The sequence below is a fragment of the Vibrio sp. Vb1980 genome, from assembly GCF_033338615.1.
In the GTDB taxonomy this organism is placed as follows: domain Bacteria; phylum Pseudomonadota; class Gammaproteobacteria; order Enterobacterales; family Vibrionaceae; genus Vibrio; species Vibrio alginolyticus.
The window spans coordinates 86,063-104,733 of record NZ_JAWOSZ010000012.1 but is presented as its reverse complement, the minus strand read 5'-3'; the positions used below and the strand labels follow the sequence as shown (position 1 = coordinate 104,733).

The window sequence follows — 18,671 nt, the reverse complement described above, 5'->3', positions numbered from 1 at the left end:
TTAGCTCACTGTGGCTAGTAAAAATTATTTCTTCACCGAGCCACTTTCTCCTATTTATAAGCAAAACTTTAAACATATGATCGAATTAAGAATGATGCATATTCCTATCTAACTTGGGTTAACGCCCCGATGTCTGATAGAATGCGGCCATTCGCACGTTTACGTGCTTAGGAATAAGTAGAGAAAACCAATGTCAATCAAGATTAAAACTGCTGAAGAAATAGAACGCATGCGCATTGCGGGCAAGCTAGCCGCAGAGATTCTAGAAATGATCGAACCACACATCAAAGTTGGTGTGACGACAGAAGAGTTAAACAAAATCTGTCATGAGTACGCTCTAGAAAAAGGTGCATACTCTGCTCCGCTTGATTACCATGGTTTCCCTAAGTCGATCTGTACTTCAATCAACCATATCGTATGCCACGGTATTCCAGCGGAAAAAGACGAAATCGGTAGCAACGGCCAAATGAAGCCGGCGGTACTAAAAGATGGTGACATCTTAAACGTTGATATTACCGTAATCGTTCCAAATGATGAGAATGCCGATCTGAGCGTGCGTCCTCAGGGTTACCATGGTGACACTTCTAAGATGTTCCTAGTCGGTGATGTTTCGCCTGCAAACAAACGTCTGTGCATGGTAGCTCAAGAAGCACTGTACGTTGGTATGCGTACCGTTAAGCCAGGTTCAACGGTTGGTGACATCGGTACAGCTATCGAGAAGTACATCAAAGAGAATAACAAGAACAATCCTCGCAACAAGTTTTCTATTGTGAAAGACTTCTGTGGCCACGGTATCGGCGATGAGTTCCATGAAGAACCACAAGTGGTTCATTACAAGAACAAAGACCGCCGCGTATTAAAAGAAGGCATGTGCTTTACTATTGAGCCGATGATTAACGCAGGTAAATTTGGTTGCTCTGTTGATGCACAAGATGACTGGACTGTTTACACGGGCGACGGCAAGAACTCTGCGCAATGGGAACATACCATTGTTGTAACAAAAGAAGGTTGTGAAGTACTGACGCTTCGTAGCGACGATACGATTCCTCGCCTAATGAAAAACGTGTAAAGCTGACGACCACTCGTTGTTTACTATATCCCTGCTTCGGCGGGGATATTTTTTATCTGCCGCAAATTTGTTAGATTGTTATTAGATTAGCTTGCACGGATGGCAAATATGACACTTCAGTCCCCTCTTACCTTTTCCGATGAACAAATCAATATCGGTGAACTCAAACAAGAATTAGAGAAGTTTAGCTCTAATCAAAACCAAGAGTTTCTCAATCATCATCCGGTAACAAGCTTGGTTTTAGCCAGAGCTGAATATATGGATCTGCTTCTCAATCGTTTGTGGCAACATTTTGGTTTCAAGGATATTTACAACATTTCCCTGGTTGCCGTTGGTGGCTACGGACGAGGCGAGCTGCATCCGCTCTCCGATATCGATATTTTGATTCTGTCGAACAATAAACTGCCAACCGCGTTAGAAGCAAAAATCAGCGAATTCATTACGCTGTTGTGGGATTTAAAACTCGAGGTCGGACACGCTGTTCGCACCGTTACTGAATGTGCTGAAATTGGTAAAGCCGATCTAACGGTCGCGACAAACCTGCAAGAAGCGCGATTGCTGTGTGGAAGCGAGGACACCTTTCAGGCACTGAAGAAAGTCGTGTTATCAGACTCTTTCTGGCCAAGTGAGACGTTTTACCGCGCTAAAATTCAAGAGCAGCGCGAACGCCATGCACGTTACCACGACACGACCTACAACTTAGAACCGGACATTAAATCAACCCCTGGCGGGCTGCGCGATATTCATACATTAAGCTGGGTCGCTCGACGTCACTTTGGTGCTACTTCATTGTTGGAAATGAGCCGATACGGATTTTTAACTGACGCAGAATACCGAGAATTGGTTGAATGTCAGGACTTCCTTTGGAGAGTACGTTTCGCTCTGCACATGGAGCTTCGCCGCTATGACAACCGCTTGACCTTTGCTCATCAAGCACAAGTTGCGGAAAATCTAGGCTACGTCGGAGAAGGCAACCGAGGCGTAGAAATGATGATGAAAGAGTTCTACCGCACGCTTCGTCGTGTGGCAGAGCTCAATAAAATGCTACTCAAACTCTTTGACCAAGCGATCATTAATGGTGGGGCGACAGAAAGTGCCGAGATTCTCGATACGGACTTTCAACGTCGCGGTTCTTTAATTGAAGCGCGGAAACCCGCATTGTTCCAAGCTCGCCCAGAAACTATTCTGGATATGTTCTTACATATTGCTAACGACTCAACTATTGAAGGGGTGAGCCCACCAACGCTGCGTCAACTTCGCACCGCTCGCCGTCGGCTCAACAAGTTTTTGCACACCATTCCTGCTGCGCGTGAAAAGTTCATGGCGTTATGTCGTCACCCTAATGCTCTGCACAAAGCATTCAGCCTAATGCACCGATTAGGGGTTATGGCGGCCTATTTACCGCAATGGAGTCAGATTGTTGGTCAAATGCAGTTTGACTTATTCCATGCCTACACCGTTGATGAACACAGTATTCGCTTACTTAAACACATCAACACTTTTAGTGACCCAGAAAATCATGCGAAGCACCCTATTTGCTGTGACGTCTACCCACGGATGCAAAAGAAAGAGCTGCTGATTATTGCCGCTATTTTCCACGATATCGGGAAAGGTCGTGGCGGCGATCACTCAATTATCGGTGAAGGAGAAGCGTACGACTTCTGCATTGAGCATGGCTTATCGAAGCCCGAAGCGAAACTTGTCGCTTGGTTGGTAAGACATCATCTATTAATGTCTGTCACCGCACAGCGCCGAGACATTTATGATCCCGATGTCATTACCGAGTTTGCCAAAAAAGTCAGAGACGAAGAATCTCTCGATTATCTTGTATGCCTGACAGTTGCAGATATTTGTGCAACCAACCCAGAACTTTGGAATGCTTGGAAACGAACTTTACTTGCAGAGCTGTATTACTCCACACAACGTGCTTTACGCAGAGGGCTAGAGAATCCTGTCGATGTGCGTGAGCGAATTCGCCACAATCAACAAATGGCCTCCGCAATGCTGCGCAAGGAGGGGTTTGCCGCGCGCGAAATTGAAGTATTGTGGCAACGCTTCAAAGCTGACTACTTCCTTCGTCATACTCATACGCAAATCGCGTGGCACTGCGAACACTTACTTCGCATGGAAGATCCGACTAAGCCTTTGGTATTGATCAGTAAAAAAGCCACTCGTGGCGGCACTGAGGTGTTTGTATATACGAAAGACCAGCCTGCTTTATTTGCGACGGTCGTGGCGGAGTTAGATAGGCGTAATTTTAATGTACACGACGCGCAAATCATGACCAGCAAAGATGGGCACGTGATTGATACCTTTATGGTACTCGATCAACATGGCGAAGCGATCGATGAGTCTCGTCACGCCGCGGTGATTAAACACCTCACTCATGTACTGGAGGCAGGCCGACCAACCAAGATTAAAACGCGCCGTACTCCGAACAAACTTCAGCACTTTAACGTGAAAACCAAAGTCGACTTCTTACCAACCAAAGGTAAAAAACACACTTTAATGGAGTTTGTCGCGCTAGACACACCAGGGCTGTTGGCCAAAGTAGGCCGTACGTTTGCTGATTTAAATATCAACCTTCACGGTGCCAAAATCACCACCATTGGTGAGCGAGCAGAAGACTTGTTTATTTTAACCAGTGATGCAGGGGGAAGATTAAGTGAAGAACAGCAAGATGAGCTAAGAGAGAGATTGATCGAAAAGTTATCTGATGAGGTCGCAGCTTAGATCAAACCTGCCAATCTTTTCGGTTCAGGGCGAGAGCGATCTTGCCCACAAGTTAAGCATTTTGGCTAAATATCAGCTATCTAGCTCATACATAGGCTGCTACAGTTATATCAATATCAATTCGATGTAATAGAGGTAGCCTATGTATCCCCACCTCACTGGTTTGGGTATTCACGACCCTAAGCAGATTGAACGTTATTCCCTACGCCAAGAAGCACACAAAGACGTACTCAAGATCTATTTCCACAAGCAAAAAGGCGAACTATTCGCTAAAAGCGTTAAATTCAAATACCCACGCCAAATCAAAAATGTTCTTGTTGATAGTGGCAGTCACAAATATAAAGAAGTAACGGAAATCAACCGTAACCTCACATTAGTCATTGATGAACTGAATAAAATCACTAAGCCAACGAAACAACCTGAGGTTGATGTAAAAGAGAAAATTCTTTCAGACCTTCGTCATTTAGAAAAAGTCGTTTCGAGTAAGATCGCAGAGATCGAAGCGGATCTTGCAAAACTAAAGTAAACGTTAAGTCTTAAATTTTAAAAAAGGGTTAGCATTGATGCTAACCCTTTTTATTTGTACCCAATCATTATCTAGATCTAACTGCGCCGATTATCGGTTGATCATCGATTCATCCCACTCAAATCGAGTAAACAATTGCTGCCAAGTCTCATCAATATTGGCCGTCATGACAATCTCTTGATCGGTAAATGGATGAACGAACCGTAACTCTGAAGCATGCAGTAGCAAACGATGAGAATCAAACTCTGTGCGATACAGCTTGTTGTGCTTTCCATCCCCGTGCGTTGTATCACCCACGATCGGATGGCGTAGATGTGCCATATGACGACGAAGTTGGTGCTTACGCCCCGTTTTAGGTTTCATTTCAACTAAGCAATAACGCGTTGTAGGAAATTTACCCGTCGAATAGGGAACTTCCACCTTAGCCAACGGTTTATATTCCGTCACCGCTTCTTGCGCTTCTTTTTCTTGTGAAGCGAACTTATCCGCAATCTTGTCTAACTCGACTTTGAGCGCGTAATCTAAGACGCCCTCTTCCTCAATCCAACCGCGTACTATCGCGTGGTACGTCTTTTCCATTTTATGTTCAGCAAACATCGGCATGACTTGTGACGCGACTTCACTCGACAACGCAAACACGAGCACACCAGATGTTGGACGATCCAGACGATGCAATGGGAACACATGCTGACCAATTTGGTCGCGCAAAGTTTGCATGACCAATTGAGTTTCGTGTTTATCTAACCAACTGCGATGCACTAACATGCCGGCAGGCTTGTTGACCGCTACAAAATATTCATCCTGATAAACGATCTCCAGCTCAACTGGTTCTGAAGATCGCGCTATTTCTTGTTCTAGCATTCGTTTACTTACACAGTTCGTCAATGGTTCGGATTGTAACAAGCAGCTCTGCGAACTGCGGTTCCTGCTTCCACGCTTCTGAAAAATAGGGCTCGAGAGAAAACCCTCTTGGCAATGGTTGGTTGTTTTCCACTAGCACGTGCATTCTGTCTATAAAGATCCACTGCAACCACTCATGAGGATGCAATGTATCAATCGCAAATGGCTCCACGCTTTGTAAGGCTTGCTCTGAAGGCCTAGTGTGTTGCCACAACTTATGTTCTTTAAGCTGCGTTTCAAGTTGGTGAAGTAAGTCGACCAATTGAGTATTTGTTACCATTAATTCTATCTCGAACCTTGAATTAGCCGAGAATGATACCATTTCTTGTGAAAAGAACGTTAGGACGTCGTATTTAATGGAAAACATTCAAACCCTCACTCAACTGTTGAACAACAGCCGCTGTGATTATCAAATCTTCGATCTTGGTCGTCGTATCAAAACCATCGCTAAGAAAGAGTTTGCCGATGTAGAAAAAGGTCAAGCACCGTACCCATTCCCAATGCAGCGTAAAGCACACCTTGCCATCGCTTATTGGAATGAACAAAAGCAACCTTGGATTTGGTTTCTAAAGTTTGAATTGGACGAGCGCGGTTTGTTAAAGCAATCAGATATCGGCAATTTCATTAAATACGTAGTGGAAGCCATGGGAACACGCCTCAATGGTGATATCTCTGAAGAGCAACAGCAAAAGCTGTCTAATAACCCATATACGTTCAAACCTTCCGAAGACAAAATGGCCGTGTTTCATAGCCAGGTCCGCGCGAACCTCGATCTTCCTACCAGCCAATATTATGAGCACACTCAGCATTACTTTTCAGGTGGTTTAGGCTGGGATAATTGGCAAACCGTAGGTCTGCAAGGGATCACCGACATGGCCGCTCGTTTGGACAAAGAGCAAAACGGGGTAATGATACGCAAAGCGTTGAACCACCTACCAAATGAGCCACTTTATGCCCTATTAGGTGCGCTTGAGCATGTAGAGCTTCAAGAGCGTTTAGCAGAACGTATCGCGGAAAAGGCACAGCAAGAAATCGCAAGTAGCGAACCTGATCTCTTCCTACTTTCAGCACTTATCCGAGCCCTTGCTGGTGCGCCAACAGAAGTCGCCTCTCCAGTATTAGATGCGATATTGCATAGCCCTCGTTTAAGCCATCAGGAGGTATTGATTGGTGTGGCGGGTCGCGCTTGGCACTTACTCGCCAATGAAAAGGTAGCAGAACAGTTTTTGCTGCGTTTAGCTCAAACCGGTAATCAAGCCCTATTTAATCAGTTATTTGCCGATTTAGTGATGCTGCCAGAGTTAAGAATGGTGTTATTGCCTTTGCTGCATTCAAACCCATCAGAGGAACTAGCAAATGCGCTAGTAAGCTTACAACAAGCAACAAAAAGCTAAGAAAGGTTCAGGAATGATTGGTGATCTTTTAGCAATTTTAGGGCTCTGCTTTTTCTGTTACCTGTTTTGGCAACAGCGTCGCCAAGCCGAACTCGCAAAAGCGGCCATCACGCGTAAATGTGAGCAATTGGATCTCCAATTAATCAGCATCGCCTTTGGTGCCCATAAACTAAAAACGCCAGACGGAGTCTGGCGTTGGCATACGGTGTATCAATTTGAGTTTTCATCTCTTGGTGACGATTGCTACCAAGGAGAGTTAACCATGGTCGGTTTCAGGCCGCAGAACTTTCACCTACCACCGCATCGCTTGTAAATTCCATTTCAAAGTAAGGACCATATATATCCTTACTTTTTTTGTTTCAACAAATCCCAGCTTTTTCAGTACTGCCATAGAAGCTTGATGATTGCTATTCACGTTAGCTTTCACCTTATTCAAGCCCAATTCACGGCACGCTTTGGGGAAAAATGCTTTTAGTGCTTCTGTTGCTAACCCTTTACCCCAATATGCTTTATCAAAAATAAACCCTAATTCAGGTTCGGAATCGAGATTAGCAATGAACACGTGCCCCATATAGTCACGACTGGTGCTCTCTAGCACTGCCATACTATAAATGTTCTCATCATCCAGTATTTTCTCAAACATCTGTTTGGCAGACGCAACTGTATACGGACCATTCAATTCAGCACGGTTTTTCGCACAGCAATTCAGCATGACGAATTCTAGTTGCAACGACTCATTGTAGGGTAGAAGAAGCATTCTTCTGGTTACTATGGCCACATCTGTTCCTTGATTACAACAAACTTAATCTATCCGCAGATCACAAACTCGATGAGCTGAACATGCTCAATGATTGCGGGCATAACACCTTGTAGAGAAGCCGAAAGTTAAACCAACTGGTTGGAAAGGGTATTGATCTGAGTTGTTTTTTATTAAGTGTTATTAGGAATTTATATATTTTGTGATATTGATATCCCCAAGTAACATCGAGATGCTTAATTCAATGAGAGCACTGGATATCGTTTTTATATAAGAAAGACCCCGACACATAAGTATCGGGGTCATGGTCTTACTCGCAGCAGTCCGGCTACTAAAAGTGCTCCATGCATCATCCATAATAGTGGCTGATTCCGTCAGCTTATTCCTTACGTCGCCGTCCTAGCGGTGTCCTTATTATCCTGACTGCTAACATTCCTCGTTAGCACACGTCACTTGTTCCTTGAGCGGTGTCCCTTGCATCTTCCTGATGCTGTCCATAACCTCAATCCTAGAGGGGTCCATTGTCTATCCTTAGTCATCAACATCCTATTGATGATCGTATCCTTACAATGTCCTACGCTCCATGCTTGATTAATCATCCTGACCAACCAAATCGTCTTCCTGACGATAACCAAATCCTTGGTGCTTTCCTGTTCCATGTCTGCTTCCTGCTGACAACTCTCAATTTACGCCTTTTCCAAAAATAGACAATCTATCCAAGATAAATATTTGGCTCTCACATTGGTTAACAAGTTGTTAAATCATTATTTATCAGAAACTTAAGCTCTTCAGCTTCTCTTTTTCCGCTTACGAAATCGTTTTCTCTCACAACCTATGTAAGAGATCTCTCACACTACACTCTCCAAAATGCCATTCGCCAAATTAGCGCACTCAACGTATGATGATAGATATATCGTTGTTAAGGATTAAAAATGTTAACTCAAGACGTTACTAAAGAATTAGAAGCGGCAATGGAACAGTTGCAACAACAAGGAAAAGAGCCAACCGTAGCGTTAGTGAAAGCACGCTTGAAAACGCCAGTTCCAATGCCAGCATTAATCACCGCAATAAAAAGTTGGAAGAGTGCTCAACGCGTACCCAAGGTTGAAATCGCAGCACAACACCACACCGATAATGATCGTCTTGAAGCCCTAGAGCGCACCGTAAAAATGCTAGCCATTCGTATTGAAGAGTTAGAAGCGAAACTCAGTGAGAAATCATCATGAAGTTATGGGTAGATGCAGACGCGTGTCCGAAAGTTATTCGCGAAACCATTGTGCGTGCCGCCGAGCGTACGGGGATTGAATGTACGTTTGTCGCTAACCACGTTGTCCCTGTGCCGAAAAGAGACAACATCCACTCGCTGCAAGTCCCTGCGGGATTTGACATCGCAGACAACGAAATCGTCAAGCGTGTGGAAGCCAACGATTTGGTGATCACGTCAGATATTCCGCTTGCAGATGAGGTTATCTCTAAAGGCGCTCAAGCCCTCAGTTCTCGTGGCGAGCTCTATACAAAAGACACCATCAAAGCTCGCCTAAATATCCGCGACTTTATGGAAACCATGCGTTCAAGCGGAATTCAGACAGGTGGGCCCGCCGCGCTTTCTCAAACCGATCGACGCGAATTTGCAAACCATTTGGATCGTATTTTGGCGAAATTTAAGAAGTAACCCTCACTCTATTCAAATTGAGCCAGCAAATAAAAGCCTGGCTCATTCCTGAAAATTCATTCTCAGCATTGCACCCAAAGCGTGCTCTTACTCCCATTTGTTTTGTTCTGTTTATTTTTCATCTTGCTCGCCATAGCTTCAATATGCAACGTGGTTTATTTTGAACGACGTTTTTAATAAGTGTATAGAGAATAATGGGCTTTAACATCGTTTCCAGTGGAAGCTACCTGCCAACGAATCAATGGTCTGATCGAGAGATGGATCGCTTCCTAAAATTAGCGCCAGGGACCTGCCGAAATAAATTCGACGTTGAATATCGTCATGTAGCCAATACAAAAGAGACCGCTATTTACATGGCAGTGCAGGCAATAGAGCAATGTTTAGGAAACACACATACCTTAAGCTCCGTTGATCTTCTTATCTACGCTAGCGGCACACACCACCAGTCTCTACCCTACGACGCCTCAGCGGTTCTCGCCGCGTTAGACGCTCCAACATGGCTAGAAAGCTTTGATTTGAACAGCACCTGTTTATCCTTTCTCTCTGCGCTTGATCTTGCCCAGAGTCTATTCTTAGCAAAACGATACCGTCGGATTCTTATTGTCACCAGCGAACTCGCCACTGGCATCACACTGAATCGAAATTTTACGCTCAAACCAGAAGTTGCAACGCTATTCGCAGACGGTGCCGCCGCATTTTTGCTCGAAGAACGCAACGATGATGGATTGCTCACCAGTCACTTTGAAACGCATCATACCGGGTATTCATTTTGTCAAATTAAGGGCGGAGGTAGTCATATCAATCCGCATACCTCCGAGCATCAAGCCTATTTAAAAAGTTGCCAGTTTGAGATGGAGGGCAAAGCACTCTTTAAACATGTGCGTAAAGCCTTACCAGCGTTTCTAAAAAAAGGGTTTGACGCCTCTCCGGTAACACTCAGCGATATTGATTATTTTCTTCCTCATCAAGCCAGCGCGCATGGATTAAAAAAACTGCCTTCACTCACCGGGCTACCAACAGAGAAAACCGTTAATCACTTTTCGACTTTGGGAAACCAAGTCGCCGCCTCACTCCCAATTAACTTACACTGGCTGCGTAATCAGCCAGAAACCGCAGGAAAACATGTGTTATTAGCTGGCACCGCCGCAGGGTTGTCACTAGGGATGGGAGTGCTAAAACTATGAAGATATTGGTCACTGGTGGCAGCGGGATGTTGGGTAGCGCAATTTTGAGAATGTTTCACCAGCAGCATGAACTGCATTTTACAGCACGAAACACAGTCATCGCTAAACAACTCGCCGAGCAATTCGATGTTATCCCCCATATAGTCGATTTAAGAGACCACTCAGCAGTTCATGCGGTATGCCAAGGTATGGATGCAATCATCCATTGTGCCGCTTTCTCAAGCCCATGGGGAAAGTGGCAGGCGTTTTATCAAGCCAATGTAGATGCCACCAAAAACCTCGTCAATGCGGCTAATACGCATCAAATCTCGCGTTTTATCCATATTTCGTCCACCAGCGTCTACTTTGACCATCAAGACCGTTGGAATATTCGAGAAACCGACGCCATAGCTTCATACTGGTGTAATGATTACGCACACACAAAATATCTATCAGAAATTGAAGCCGTAAAAGGTCGAAGTAAAGCGATCATTTTAAGACCGCGTGGCATTTTTGGACCCAATGATCGCGCGATTATCCCAAGAGTGCTTAAGGCGATAAAAAACAACACTCTGCTTCTGCCATCAGGTAGAAATCCTGTGGTTGATCTGACCTATGTCGACAACGTTGCCCATGCAGCGATGCTCGCTTGCACTCAGGCAGACCAACTTCAGCATGGTGATGTGTTCAACATTTCCAACAACGAACCAATGCCAATTGAGACTGTTCTGCAAGCTTTATGTGAGGGGTTAAACCTAAAAGTAACGTTACAATCATTACCATACGGCGTTGTATCACCATTATTAAAGCTCAGTGAGCAAATACGAAGTCACTTACCACATCAGCCAGAACCAAGGCTCACCTCATACAGCGCAGGATTGTTTAACTACCATCAAACTCTGGATATCAGCAAGGCGAAACAAACACTGAATTACCAGCCGCTTTTTTCAATTCAAGAAGGAATACAGCAGTATGCAAACTGGTCTAAAAATAAAAATCTTTGAGGCTGGACACTGCGTACACCCAGGCTTTGTTGTCAAACCAGGTTCTGGTATCAAGCCTAGAGCATTTCCGGCAGCCGTTGCGTTAATTCAGCACCCAACACAAGGCAACATCCTGTTTGACACGGGATATCACGAGCATTTTTTTAGCGCGACTCGTCCCTTCCCTGAACGTTTTTATGCTTGGACAACACCTTGTCGCTATAACAAAGAACACGGAATTGTTGCGCAGTTAGCAAAAGAAAGTCTCAAACCTCATGATATTGAACACTTAGTACTCTCCCACTTCCATGCTGATCACATTGCTGCCGTGTCTGAGTTTTCCCACTCTCAATTGCATTGCCAACAAAAAGGGGTGGATGCAATTACTAAGAGTGGTCGAATTGGAGGCGTAAGAAAAGGATACCTAAAAGCTCTACTTCCTCCACAACTTGAATCTAACTTATTCATTCATAGTGACTTTTCCGTACCAATCAGCCAAATTATTCCTCAGTGCCAAGGTGTTAATTTGCTCTGTAAAGACATGTTCGACGACGGATTCATTTATATGGTTAGCTTGCCAGGCCATGCTGCGGGTCAAGTGGGCTTGCTAGTTAAAAGAGACCAAAGTTGGCTGTTCTTACTCGCCGATGCATGCTGGTTAATCGAGAGCTTGAGTGAAAATATTGATCAGCATTGGCTGGCGAACATGCTTTGCGATGATACAAAAGCCTATAAAAACACCCTCTCCGAGTTGAGAAGTTGCTACCAACAAACCCACCACTTTGTTCGCTTCGTGCCTTCACATTGTCAGGAAACTATCCAGCAGCTAATCAAAGAAGGATGGATGAAGTGAGAACGCTTATCTCAGAATTCTGGCGAACCCGCTACCGCCCCTTCGGCTCAAGGGAACAAGTCGAAACATGGCAGCAACAACACTTAACGCAACACTTGGATTGGGTATGCCGTCATTCACCGTATTACCGCTCACTTCAAGGTGCACCACTCAGTGATTTCCCTATCATGAATAAGCAAACCATGATGGAGAACCTTTCAGAGTTGAATACGAAAGGCTTAGATGCTGAACAGCTAATGCAACAAGCACTCGACGCAGAACAGTCACGCAACTTCGCCGCTTCGAAAGTTGTCGATGTTACTGTTGGGCTTTCCTCGGGCACATCAGGCATGCGCGGGTTGTTTCTTGCTGACAAACAGGAAACGCAACTATGGGCTGGCAATATATTGGCTCGCCTGTTGCCCAATCTATGGCAAAAACACCGAATTGCGCTAGCCTTGCGCGCCAACAGCCCACTGTATAAATCCGTCGCGAAAGGGCCTGTAACATTTTTTTATGCCGATTTAACCAAACCTTACCAAGAATGGATAAAAGAGCTGGATGAGTTCCAACCCACGCTTTTGGTTGGTAGTGCGCAAGCTCTTCAGCTCTGCGCCCAGTTCAGCGGTCAATTTGGTCAACCCGCAATTCAACCACAGCGGATCATTTCTGGTGCAGAAGTCCTAACCGAGAGTGACCGTCACTTTATTTCTCAACGGTTCGACAGCGAACTCCATGAAGTCTATCAATGTACTGAAGGTTTTCTTGCATGTACTGATCAGCATGGACAAATGCGCTGGAATCAGGATGTTGTTTACATCGAAAAACATTGGCTGAATACCGAACGTACTCATTACAGCCCAATTATCACCGATTTTCGTCGTAAAACTCAGCCCATTATTCGTTATCAGCTCGACGATATTATTGAGAATAAACAGGATAATGGCGTATTTGAACCTCTTGGCGCGATTGCCGGACGATGTGGTGATCGCCTCACGCTAAACGCAAACCACGTCCCAGTGACGGTGTTACCAGATCTCATCTACCGCGCTATAACACTATCTGCCAAAGGTCGCGTGGATTACCGAATCACCCAAACAGGGTCACAAGCCATTCAAATTGAAGCGGATGTTCACCACCATCGGGTTATACACCAAGCCTTGATAAAGTTGTTTGACCAATTGCGGCTTGATCCTGTCAGATTTAGTTACCGCCCTGCGCCTATTTGGACGCCAATGAATAAACAACGACGTGTGGTGAACATATGCGGGTCTTAATCACCGGAGCCCGAGCACCAGTTGCACTAGAGTGGGCAACCATGTGTATTCATCATGGACATGACGTAATTCTCACCGATTCGCTAAAAAAACCTCTAGGATCGTTTTTGCGAGGCATCGAGTCTTATATCCCCACCGCTTCACCTCGATTTGCGTTTCCCACCTATCAACAGCAGATCCTAAAAATCATTACTCAGATGCGTATTGATATAGTGATACCCACTTGTGAAGAAGTTTATTACTTGGCTCATGTTGCCAAACAATGCCCAGAAGTAGATTTTTTTCTGCCCAATGTGGGACTACTCAATGCCCTGCACAACAAGTTGACCGTCTTTGAACAGCTTCAAAGTTTGCCAGAAATCACACTTCCAAAAACTCGTTTGGTCGCTGATAAAAGTGAGATTGAAATTAATAAGAGAACCGTTCTAAAGCCCGTTTACTCTCGGTTTGGCGGGCAAGTCATAAGAGATGTGACAACTCAGTCTATTTCTGCCGCCACGATATCGCCCCTTTACCCTTGGGTTCAGCAACAAAAAATCCATGGGACTCCGGTGTGTAACTATGCCATTTTTGAACATGGTGACCTTAAAGCACACCAAGCTTATGTGCCGAAATACTGTGTAAACGGCTCGGCCGCCAGTGCTTTTCAGCCGATCTCGTGCGAACGACTAGATAGATTTATCGCAACTTTTGGTAAACGTCATACTTATCATGGGCAAGTGTCGTTTGACTTCATCAAATCACAAGATGAACTCTACGTGATTGAATGTAACCCAAGAGCCACCAGTGGTTTGCACCTACTCTCGTCTAGATGCAGTCAACTGCTCCCTAATATGGCATTTACTGCCCCTTCCAAACAGCGACTGCATCATTTAGGGCCAATAACACTCATCGCTGAAGGAGGGTTATCCCTGTTCAAGGCTCGAACTTGGCAAGATTGGTGGTCTGGAGTGAATGTAATGCAACAGCATAACTTGCCGGTAGGGAGCCAAATCCGGAGTGTGTTTGAATTACTCCGGTTAGCTAGGCAGAACAAGACGAAGTGGAGCGACGCTTCTACCGTTGATATTGAGTGGAATGGAGAGGCATTGAACTCATGACACTTTCCTCTCAAGAATGGCATAAAACTTTTTTCACTCTTATGCAGTCGAATCCCATTGATGAATGCACAGCAAGCTTTGGTTGCTACTATATCGATGATGTTGCCATTCCCTACTCCGTAACACCAAAAATACCAAACAACTGTTATGCCGTGTCCCCTATGACACTGCTTAGTGGCTACGCCGAAGAAGAGCTTCACAAAGTCAAAAATGTGGCTGTTCGATGGGTATGTAAGTTACTTATTAATATGACTAAACCAATCTTATCATTGGCTGGATTGGATCAAGTCCAAACGCTCAACAATCAGTGCTTGTCCACCAATATGTATAGCGAACAATGGGCAGCCTTAAATCTCGATGAACTGCGTCGCGTCGCACTCGATCAATACCCCACCTTTCCCTTGGTGCTTCGCTCCCTCAACCAGCGTCAGCATTCACACTTAATTCAGCGATTGAAGCAGCCAAAATGGCAAAGCTTGGTAACACGACAAGTGTATTTACTTGATGATTGGCAAGCGTTCAGCTTCAACCGAGATTTAACGAAAGACTTCAAACTGCTTAATGATAAAGATTGGCAGTTTAGGCCACTGACCACTGATGAAGAGTTTCAGCGTGCCAAAGAGTTATATGACATGCTTTACCTTGATAAATACAGCCTCAATAACATCCAGTTTTCAACCCAATATTTAAAACAGGTGAGCCAGAACAAATTAGTACATTTAGTGGGACTGTTTTATCAAGAAGAGATGCTGGCTACGTTAGGCATTGTAGAAATTGATAATGATATGACTTGCCCAATTTTTGGCTACGATACCAATAAGCCACAACGCCTCGCATTGTATCGTCGAATATCGGCCTATACCATCCGCCATGCAATGATATACCAGCGTCGCTTTAATATGAGCTCAGGTGCTCCGGCTTTTAAACGCAACAGAAAAGCCCGGCCAGAAATTGAATTTAGCTATGTTTATATTGCGCACTTACCTTGGTACAAACGCATAATTTGGAAAAGCTTATGCTGGCTCACTCAGCACTTTTATCGCCCTTTGTTGATGCGTTTTCAGCTATAAACCGACATCTATAATCAGGTAAGCCTGCGTACACAGTCTCAATCGATAAAAAAGCCTGCGACGTTCGCAGGCTTTTTATAATGGAGCTGTGTGAGGTAACCGTTTTCTACGGTGTGTAGTATGTTGCTGCGCCAGGGCCTACTGGTAAACCAAATACGAATACCCATAGGTAGAACAGCACACTCCAACCTACAATGAAGCAGATTGAGTAAGGTAGCATGGTCGCGATCAGCGTACCGATACCTAAGTTCTTCATGTAACGAGTCGCTACGGCAAGAATCAAACCAAAGTAGCTCATCATTGGAGTAATGATGTTTGTCGTCGAGTCACCAATTCGGTAAGCAGCCTGAATCGTTTCCGGTGCATAACCAACAAGCATCAACATAGGAACAAAAATCGGAGCCGTTACTGCCCACTGTGCCGATGCCGAACCAATCATTAGGTTGATAAATCCACACATCAGGATGAAGGCAAAGAACAACATTGGGCCAGTTAAGCCAATTTCTTGCAGGAAGCTAGCGCCAGCAACCGCGAATACCTGACCGAAGTTAGTCCATTTAAAGAAAGCAACGAACTGAGCCGCAAAGAAAACTAATACAATGTACATGCCCATAGAAGACATAGATTTCGCCATTGCATCAATTACATCGCGATCCGTCTTCATCGTGCCAACAACTTTACCAAACACAAAGCCTGGAATAGCAAAGAACACAAAGATGAATGCCACGATACTTTTCAGGAATGGTGAACCTGCAATTGTACCTGCATCAGAACGTAGAATGCCGTCTTCTGGAACAACCGTCCAAGCAAGCAGCGCTGAAACAACCAGTACAGCAACACCTGCTAGTTTTAGGCCTTTCTTCTCAATGTCTGTTAAGCCACCCATTTTGTCGTTCGACAAATCTTCTGAGGCTTCTTCTTCACTGTATTTGCCAAGCTTTGGCTCAACAATTTTTTCAGTAACAAACGCACCTGTGATTGCAATGAAGAATGTCGACACAAACATGAAGTACCAGTTAACTTCTGGACCAACAGTGTAAGTTGGGTCAATCATTTGCGCCGCCGTTTCAGTAATGCCTGACAACAGCGGGTCAACCGTACCAATAAGTAGGTTTGCTGAGTAACCACCAGATACACCAGCGAACGCCGCAGCAAGACCGGCAAGTGGATGACGACCTAAAGAATGGAACAGCATTGCAGCCAGTGGAATAAGTACCACATAGCCAAGCTCTGATGCCGTATTTGAAATGATACCCGCGAAAACGACCGTCACTGTTACCATGCGTTGAGATGCACCCATGACTAAGCCACGCATTGCTGCAGATAGCAAGCCTGAGTATTCAGCAATAGCAACACCCAACATCGCAACCAATACCGTACCCAAAGGTGCAAAGCCGACAAAGTTTTTCACTAGATTGGTAACGATTAGTTCAAGGCCATCAGCGTTAAGCAAGCTAACGACATGAATCATGCCATCCGCGGCACGACCTTTTGCACCCTCAGGACGAGGATCAACTACGGAAACTTCGAAGTATCCTGCAATACCCGACATCACCAGAATGGCTAAACAGAAAATGGCAAATAGTGTGATCGGGTGGGGTAATAAGTTCCCCAAATATTCGACAGTATCCAAAAAGCGCGTAAACAGCGGCTTCTTAGGCGAGTTTTGTTTAATTGAATCAGATGAACTCATCTGTTCCCTCCTTGTTTTTATTCCTATGCAAATGTGACAAAAATGTCAAAAAGCGTGCGAAGGGTACTTGAGTAGAAGGTCAAATAAAAGCCCTAAATGTTACAAACTGTGACGAACAGAGGCATTTATAACCAACATTGAATAAAAATGTAGATATTTCATCCATGTAAGATAATTAACTCAACATTATCAATTAAACAAAACCATAAGTTAGATATATGCAGGCTGATTACTTTTGCACAGCTTTGAATCTCGGGTTCGTTTTACAAATGACATAAAGACGCCCTCTCCGTTTTACAATCTGACAATCCGGATGACGACTTTTTGCACTTTTTAATGATTTTACTACCTTCATGATTTATTCCTTTTCGCTCTTAAATTGACCAAAACGACGGTTGAAGTTCGCAATGCGACCTTCGGTTTGTACAACGCGCTGTTTACCGGTGTAGTACGGGTGAGAAGCTGACGACACATCTAACGTAAAGTAAGGGTAAGTTTTGCCATCTTTCCATTCGATGGTTCTCTCCGTTTTCAACGTAGAACCAACGACAAAGTACTTATCTACACTGGTGTCGTGGAACACCACAGGACGATATTCAGGGTGGATTCCTGGTTTCATAATACTTTTCCTTTCAATTAAATTGTTATGTTATAACATTTTAATTAATAATCATTATCAACAAGAAAAGCAAGAGAAATTTGTGATACTTTTCATCTCAATGAATTCTTAAAGATGTCCACCATGTATTCCATCGAACCCATCGGCGTCATTGAGACACCGTACAAAGAAAAGTTTGCAGTTCCGCGCCAACCACGCTTAGTACCAGAGGCTAAAGCACGCGTAAAACTGTTAGGTGCAGCAAATAGCCCTGAAGCAGTGCGTGGGCTAGAACAGTTCTCTCACGTTTGGTTGTTGTTTCTATTTGATCAGAACCTGGAAGCTGGTTGGAAACCAACTGTACGTCCGCCACGATTAGGCGGCAATGAACGAATTGGTGTCTTTGCCTCGCGCTCGACTTTCCGTCCAAACGGAATCGGAATGTCAGCCGTTGAAGTGAAAGGAGTCACTAAGCAAGGCGATCAAATCTATCTTGATTTAGGCAGTGTAGATCTCGTGGATGGGACACCGATTGTGGATATTAAGCCTTATATCCCCTATTCGGATTCTATTTCGGAAGCACAAGGCGGATACGCAGACCAAGAGCCAGAAAAGTCACAAGTCACCTTTTCTGCTCAAGCATTAGCAACGATAGAAAATCGATCCGATACTGACTATGTAAGATCAGTCATTGAACAAGTTCTGGCACAAGATCCTCGCCCTGCATATAAGAAAAACAAGCCGGACGACAAAGAATATGCGGTAAATTTGTTCGACTTGAACGTAAAGTTCACAGCAACAAGCAACTTAATAACGGTTACCGCTATTGAAAGCTTTTGACAAACGCAATTGGCTGATATTATAGACCGCTAACAAATTTCCCTTTCGGGAACTCCCATACTCC

General features: G+C 44.5%; 19 protein-coding genes and 1 pseudogene. 14 read left to right on the top strand and 6 right to left on the bottom strand.

The annotated features are described in order from the left end of the window. Window positions 1-190: 190 nt before the first annotated feature. From map to R7F64_RS17260, 3 genes are all read left to right on the top strand, one after another. Window positions 191-1,069: a type I methionyl aminopeptidase gene (gene map / locus R7F64_RS17270; protein WP_104975539.1), complete on the top strand. Its 879-nt coding sequence runs from the start codon at window positions 191-193 to the stop codon at window positions 1,067-1,069. Window positions 1,070-1,177: 108 nt separating this feature from the next. Further along, a complete protein-coding gene (gene glnD, locus R7F64_RS17265; RefSeq protein ID WP_017636037.1) occupies window positions 1,178-3,802 on the top strand; it encodes a bifunctional uridylyltransferase/uridylyl-removing protein GlnD in 2,625 nt (874 codons plus the stop codon). Window positions 3,803-3,944: 142 nt separating this feature from the next. Further along, the gene (locus R7F64_RS17260) at window positions 3,945-4,328 is read left to right on the top strand and encodes a DUF3461 family protein (RefSeq protein WP_171344492.1); all 384 of its coding nucleotides are present in this window, start codon (window positions 3,945-3,947) and stop codon (window positions 4,326-4,328) included. A 90-nt stretch (window positions 4,329-4,418) separates the two neighbouring features. Here the strand turns inward: R7F64_RS17260 and truC are convergent, their stop codons facing one another. Beyond that, complete coding sequence (gene truC, locus R7F64_RS17255; RefSeq protein WP_318071927.1) at window positions 4,419-5,189, bottom strand: tRNA pseudouridine(65) synthase TruC; 771 nt, start codon at window positions 5,187-5,189, stop codon at window positions 4,419-4,421. 4 nt (window positions 5,190-5,193) lie between these two features. After that, a complete protein-coding gene (locus R7F64_RS17250; protein WP_005391784.1) occupies window positions 5,194-5,508 on the bottom strand; it encodes a YqcC family protein in 315 nt (104 codons plus the stop codon). A 76-nt stretch (window positions 5,509-5,584) separates the two neighbouring features. On the opposite strand from R7F64_RS17250, the gene R7F64_RS17245 reads away from it, so the two are divergent. Continuing rightward, window positions 5,585-6,622 (top strand): DUF3549 family protein, encoded by a 1,038-nt coding sequence (locus R7F64_RS17245; RefSeq protein WP_017636035.1) that lies wholly within the window; start codon window positions 5,585-5,587, stop codon window positions 6,620-6,622. Window positions 6,623-6,635: 13 nt separating this feature from the next. Continuing rightward, entirely contained in the window at window positions 6,636-6,935 is a 300-nt protein-coding gene (locus R7F64_RS17240) for a DUF3301 domain-containing protein (RefSeq protein ID WP_005380315.1), read from the top strand. Here the strand turns inward: R7F64_RS17240 and R7F64_RS17235 are convergent. Continuing rightward, window positions 6,895-7,379, bottom strand: a pseudogene (locus tag R7F64_RS17235) (GNAT family N-acetyltransferase). The gene R7F64_RS17240 and the pseudogene R7F64_RS17235 overlap by 41 nt on opposite strands. Before the next feature lie 932 nt (window positions 7,380-8,311). On the opposite strand from R7F64_RS17235, the gene R7F64_RS17230 reads away from it, so the two are divergent. From R7F64_RS17230 to R7F64_RS17195, 8 genes are all read left to right on the top strand, one after another. Beyond that, on the top strand, window positions 8,312-8,605 hold the full coding sequence (locus R7F64_RS17230) for a hypothetical protein (RefSeq protein WP_005391777.1): 294 nt from the start codon (window positions 8,312-8,314) through the stop codon (window positions 8,603-8,605). Beyond that, window positions 8,602-9,051, top strand: a complete 450-nt coding sequence (locus tag R7F64_RS17225; protein ID WP_005380310.1) for a YaiI/YqxD family protein — start codon at window positions 8,602-8,604, stop codon at window positions 9,049-9,051. The genes R7F64_RS17230 and R7F64_RS17225 overlap by 4 nt, the downstream gene beginning before the upstream one ends. Window positions 9,052-9,245: 194 nt before the next feature. Beyond that, on the top strand, window positions 9,246-10,235 hold the full coding sequence (locus R7F64_RS17220) for a ketoacyl-ACP synthase III (protein WP_213894089.1): 990 nt from the start codon (window positions 9,246-9,248) through the stop codon (window positions 10,233-10,235). After that, window positions 10,232-11,218, top strand: coding sequence for an NAD-dependent epimerase/dehydratase family protein (locus R7F64_RS17215; RefSeq protein WP_213894087.1), 987 nt, complete (start codon window positions 10,232-10,234; stop codon window positions 11,216-11,218). Before R7F64_RS17220 ends, R7F64_RS17215 begins: the two co-directional genes overlap by 4 nt. Continuing rightward, a complete protein-coding gene (locus R7F64_RS17210; protein WP_213894085.1) occupies window positions 11,187-12,050 on the top strand; it encodes an MBL fold metallo-hydrolase in 864 nt (287 codons plus the stop codon). The genes R7F64_RS17215 and R7F64_RS17210 overlap by 32 nt, the downstream gene beginning before the upstream one ends. Beyond that, window positions 12,038-13,306, top strand: coding sequence for a F390 synthetase-related protein (locus tag R7F64_RS17205; protein WP_213894083.1), 1,269 nt, complete (start codon window positions 12,038-12,040; stop codon window positions 13,304-13,306). The genes R7F64_RS17210 and R7F64_RS17205 overlap by 13 nt, the downstream gene beginning before the upstream one ends. Beyond that, window positions 13,294-14,406: an ATP-grasp domain-containing protein gene (locus R7F64_RS17200; protein WP_318071926.1), complete on the top strand. Its 1,113-nt coding sequence runs from the start codon at window positions 13,294-13,296 to the stop codon at window positions 14,404-14,406. The genes R7F64_RS17205 and R7F64_RS17200 overlap by 13 nt, the downstream gene beginning before the upstream one ends. Then, window positions 14,403-15,476: a hypothetical protein gene (locus R7F64_RS17195; protein WP_238762483.1), complete on the top strand. Its 1,074-nt coding sequence runs from the start codon at window positions 14,403-14,405 to the stop codon at window positions 15,474-15,476. The genes R7F64_RS17200 and R7F64_RS17195 overlap by 4 nt, the downstream gene beginning before the upstream one ends. A 106-nt stretch (window positions 15,477-15,582) precedes the next feature. Here the strand turns inward: R7F64_RS17195 and R7F64_RS17190 are convergent, their stop codons facing one another. From R7F64_RS17190 to R7F64_RS17180, 3 genes are all read right to left on the bottom strand, one after another. After that, window positions 15,583-17,169 carry an AbgT family transporter gene (locus R7F64_RS17190; RefSeq protein WP_005380301.1) on the bottom strand — a complete coding sequence of 529 codons (1,587 nt, stop codon included), beginning with the start codon at window positions 17,167-17,169 and terminating at the stop codon, window positions 15,583-15,585. A gap of 229 nt (window positions 17,170-17,398) precedes the next feature. Further along, window positions 17,399-17,524, bottom strand: coding sequence for a type B 50S ribosomal protein L36 (ykgO, locus tag R7F64_RS17185; RefSeq protein ID WP_005380299.1), 126 nt, complete (start codon window positions 17,522-17,524; stop codon window positions 17,399-17,401). 3 nt (window positions 17,525-17,527) lie between these two features. Beyond that, complete coding sequence (locus tag R7F64_RS17180; RefSeq protein ID WP_005380295.1) at window positions 17,528-17,788, bottom strand: type B 50S ribosomal protein L31; 261 nt, start codon at window positions 17,786-17,788, stop codon at window positions 17,528-17,530. A gap of 123 nt (window positions 17,789-17,911) precedes the next feature. Here R7F64_RS17180 and tsaA point away from each other — a divergent pair, with 123 nt between their 5' ends. Beyond that, on the top strand, window positions 17,912-18,607 hold the full coding sequence (tsaA, locus tag R7F64_RS17175) for a tRNA (N6-threonylcarbamoyladenosine(37)-N6)-methyltransferase TrmO (protein WP_005380294.1): 696 nt from the start codon (window positions 17,912-17,914) through the stop codon (window positions 18,605-18,607). Window positions 18,608-18,671: the final 64 nt, after the last annotated feature.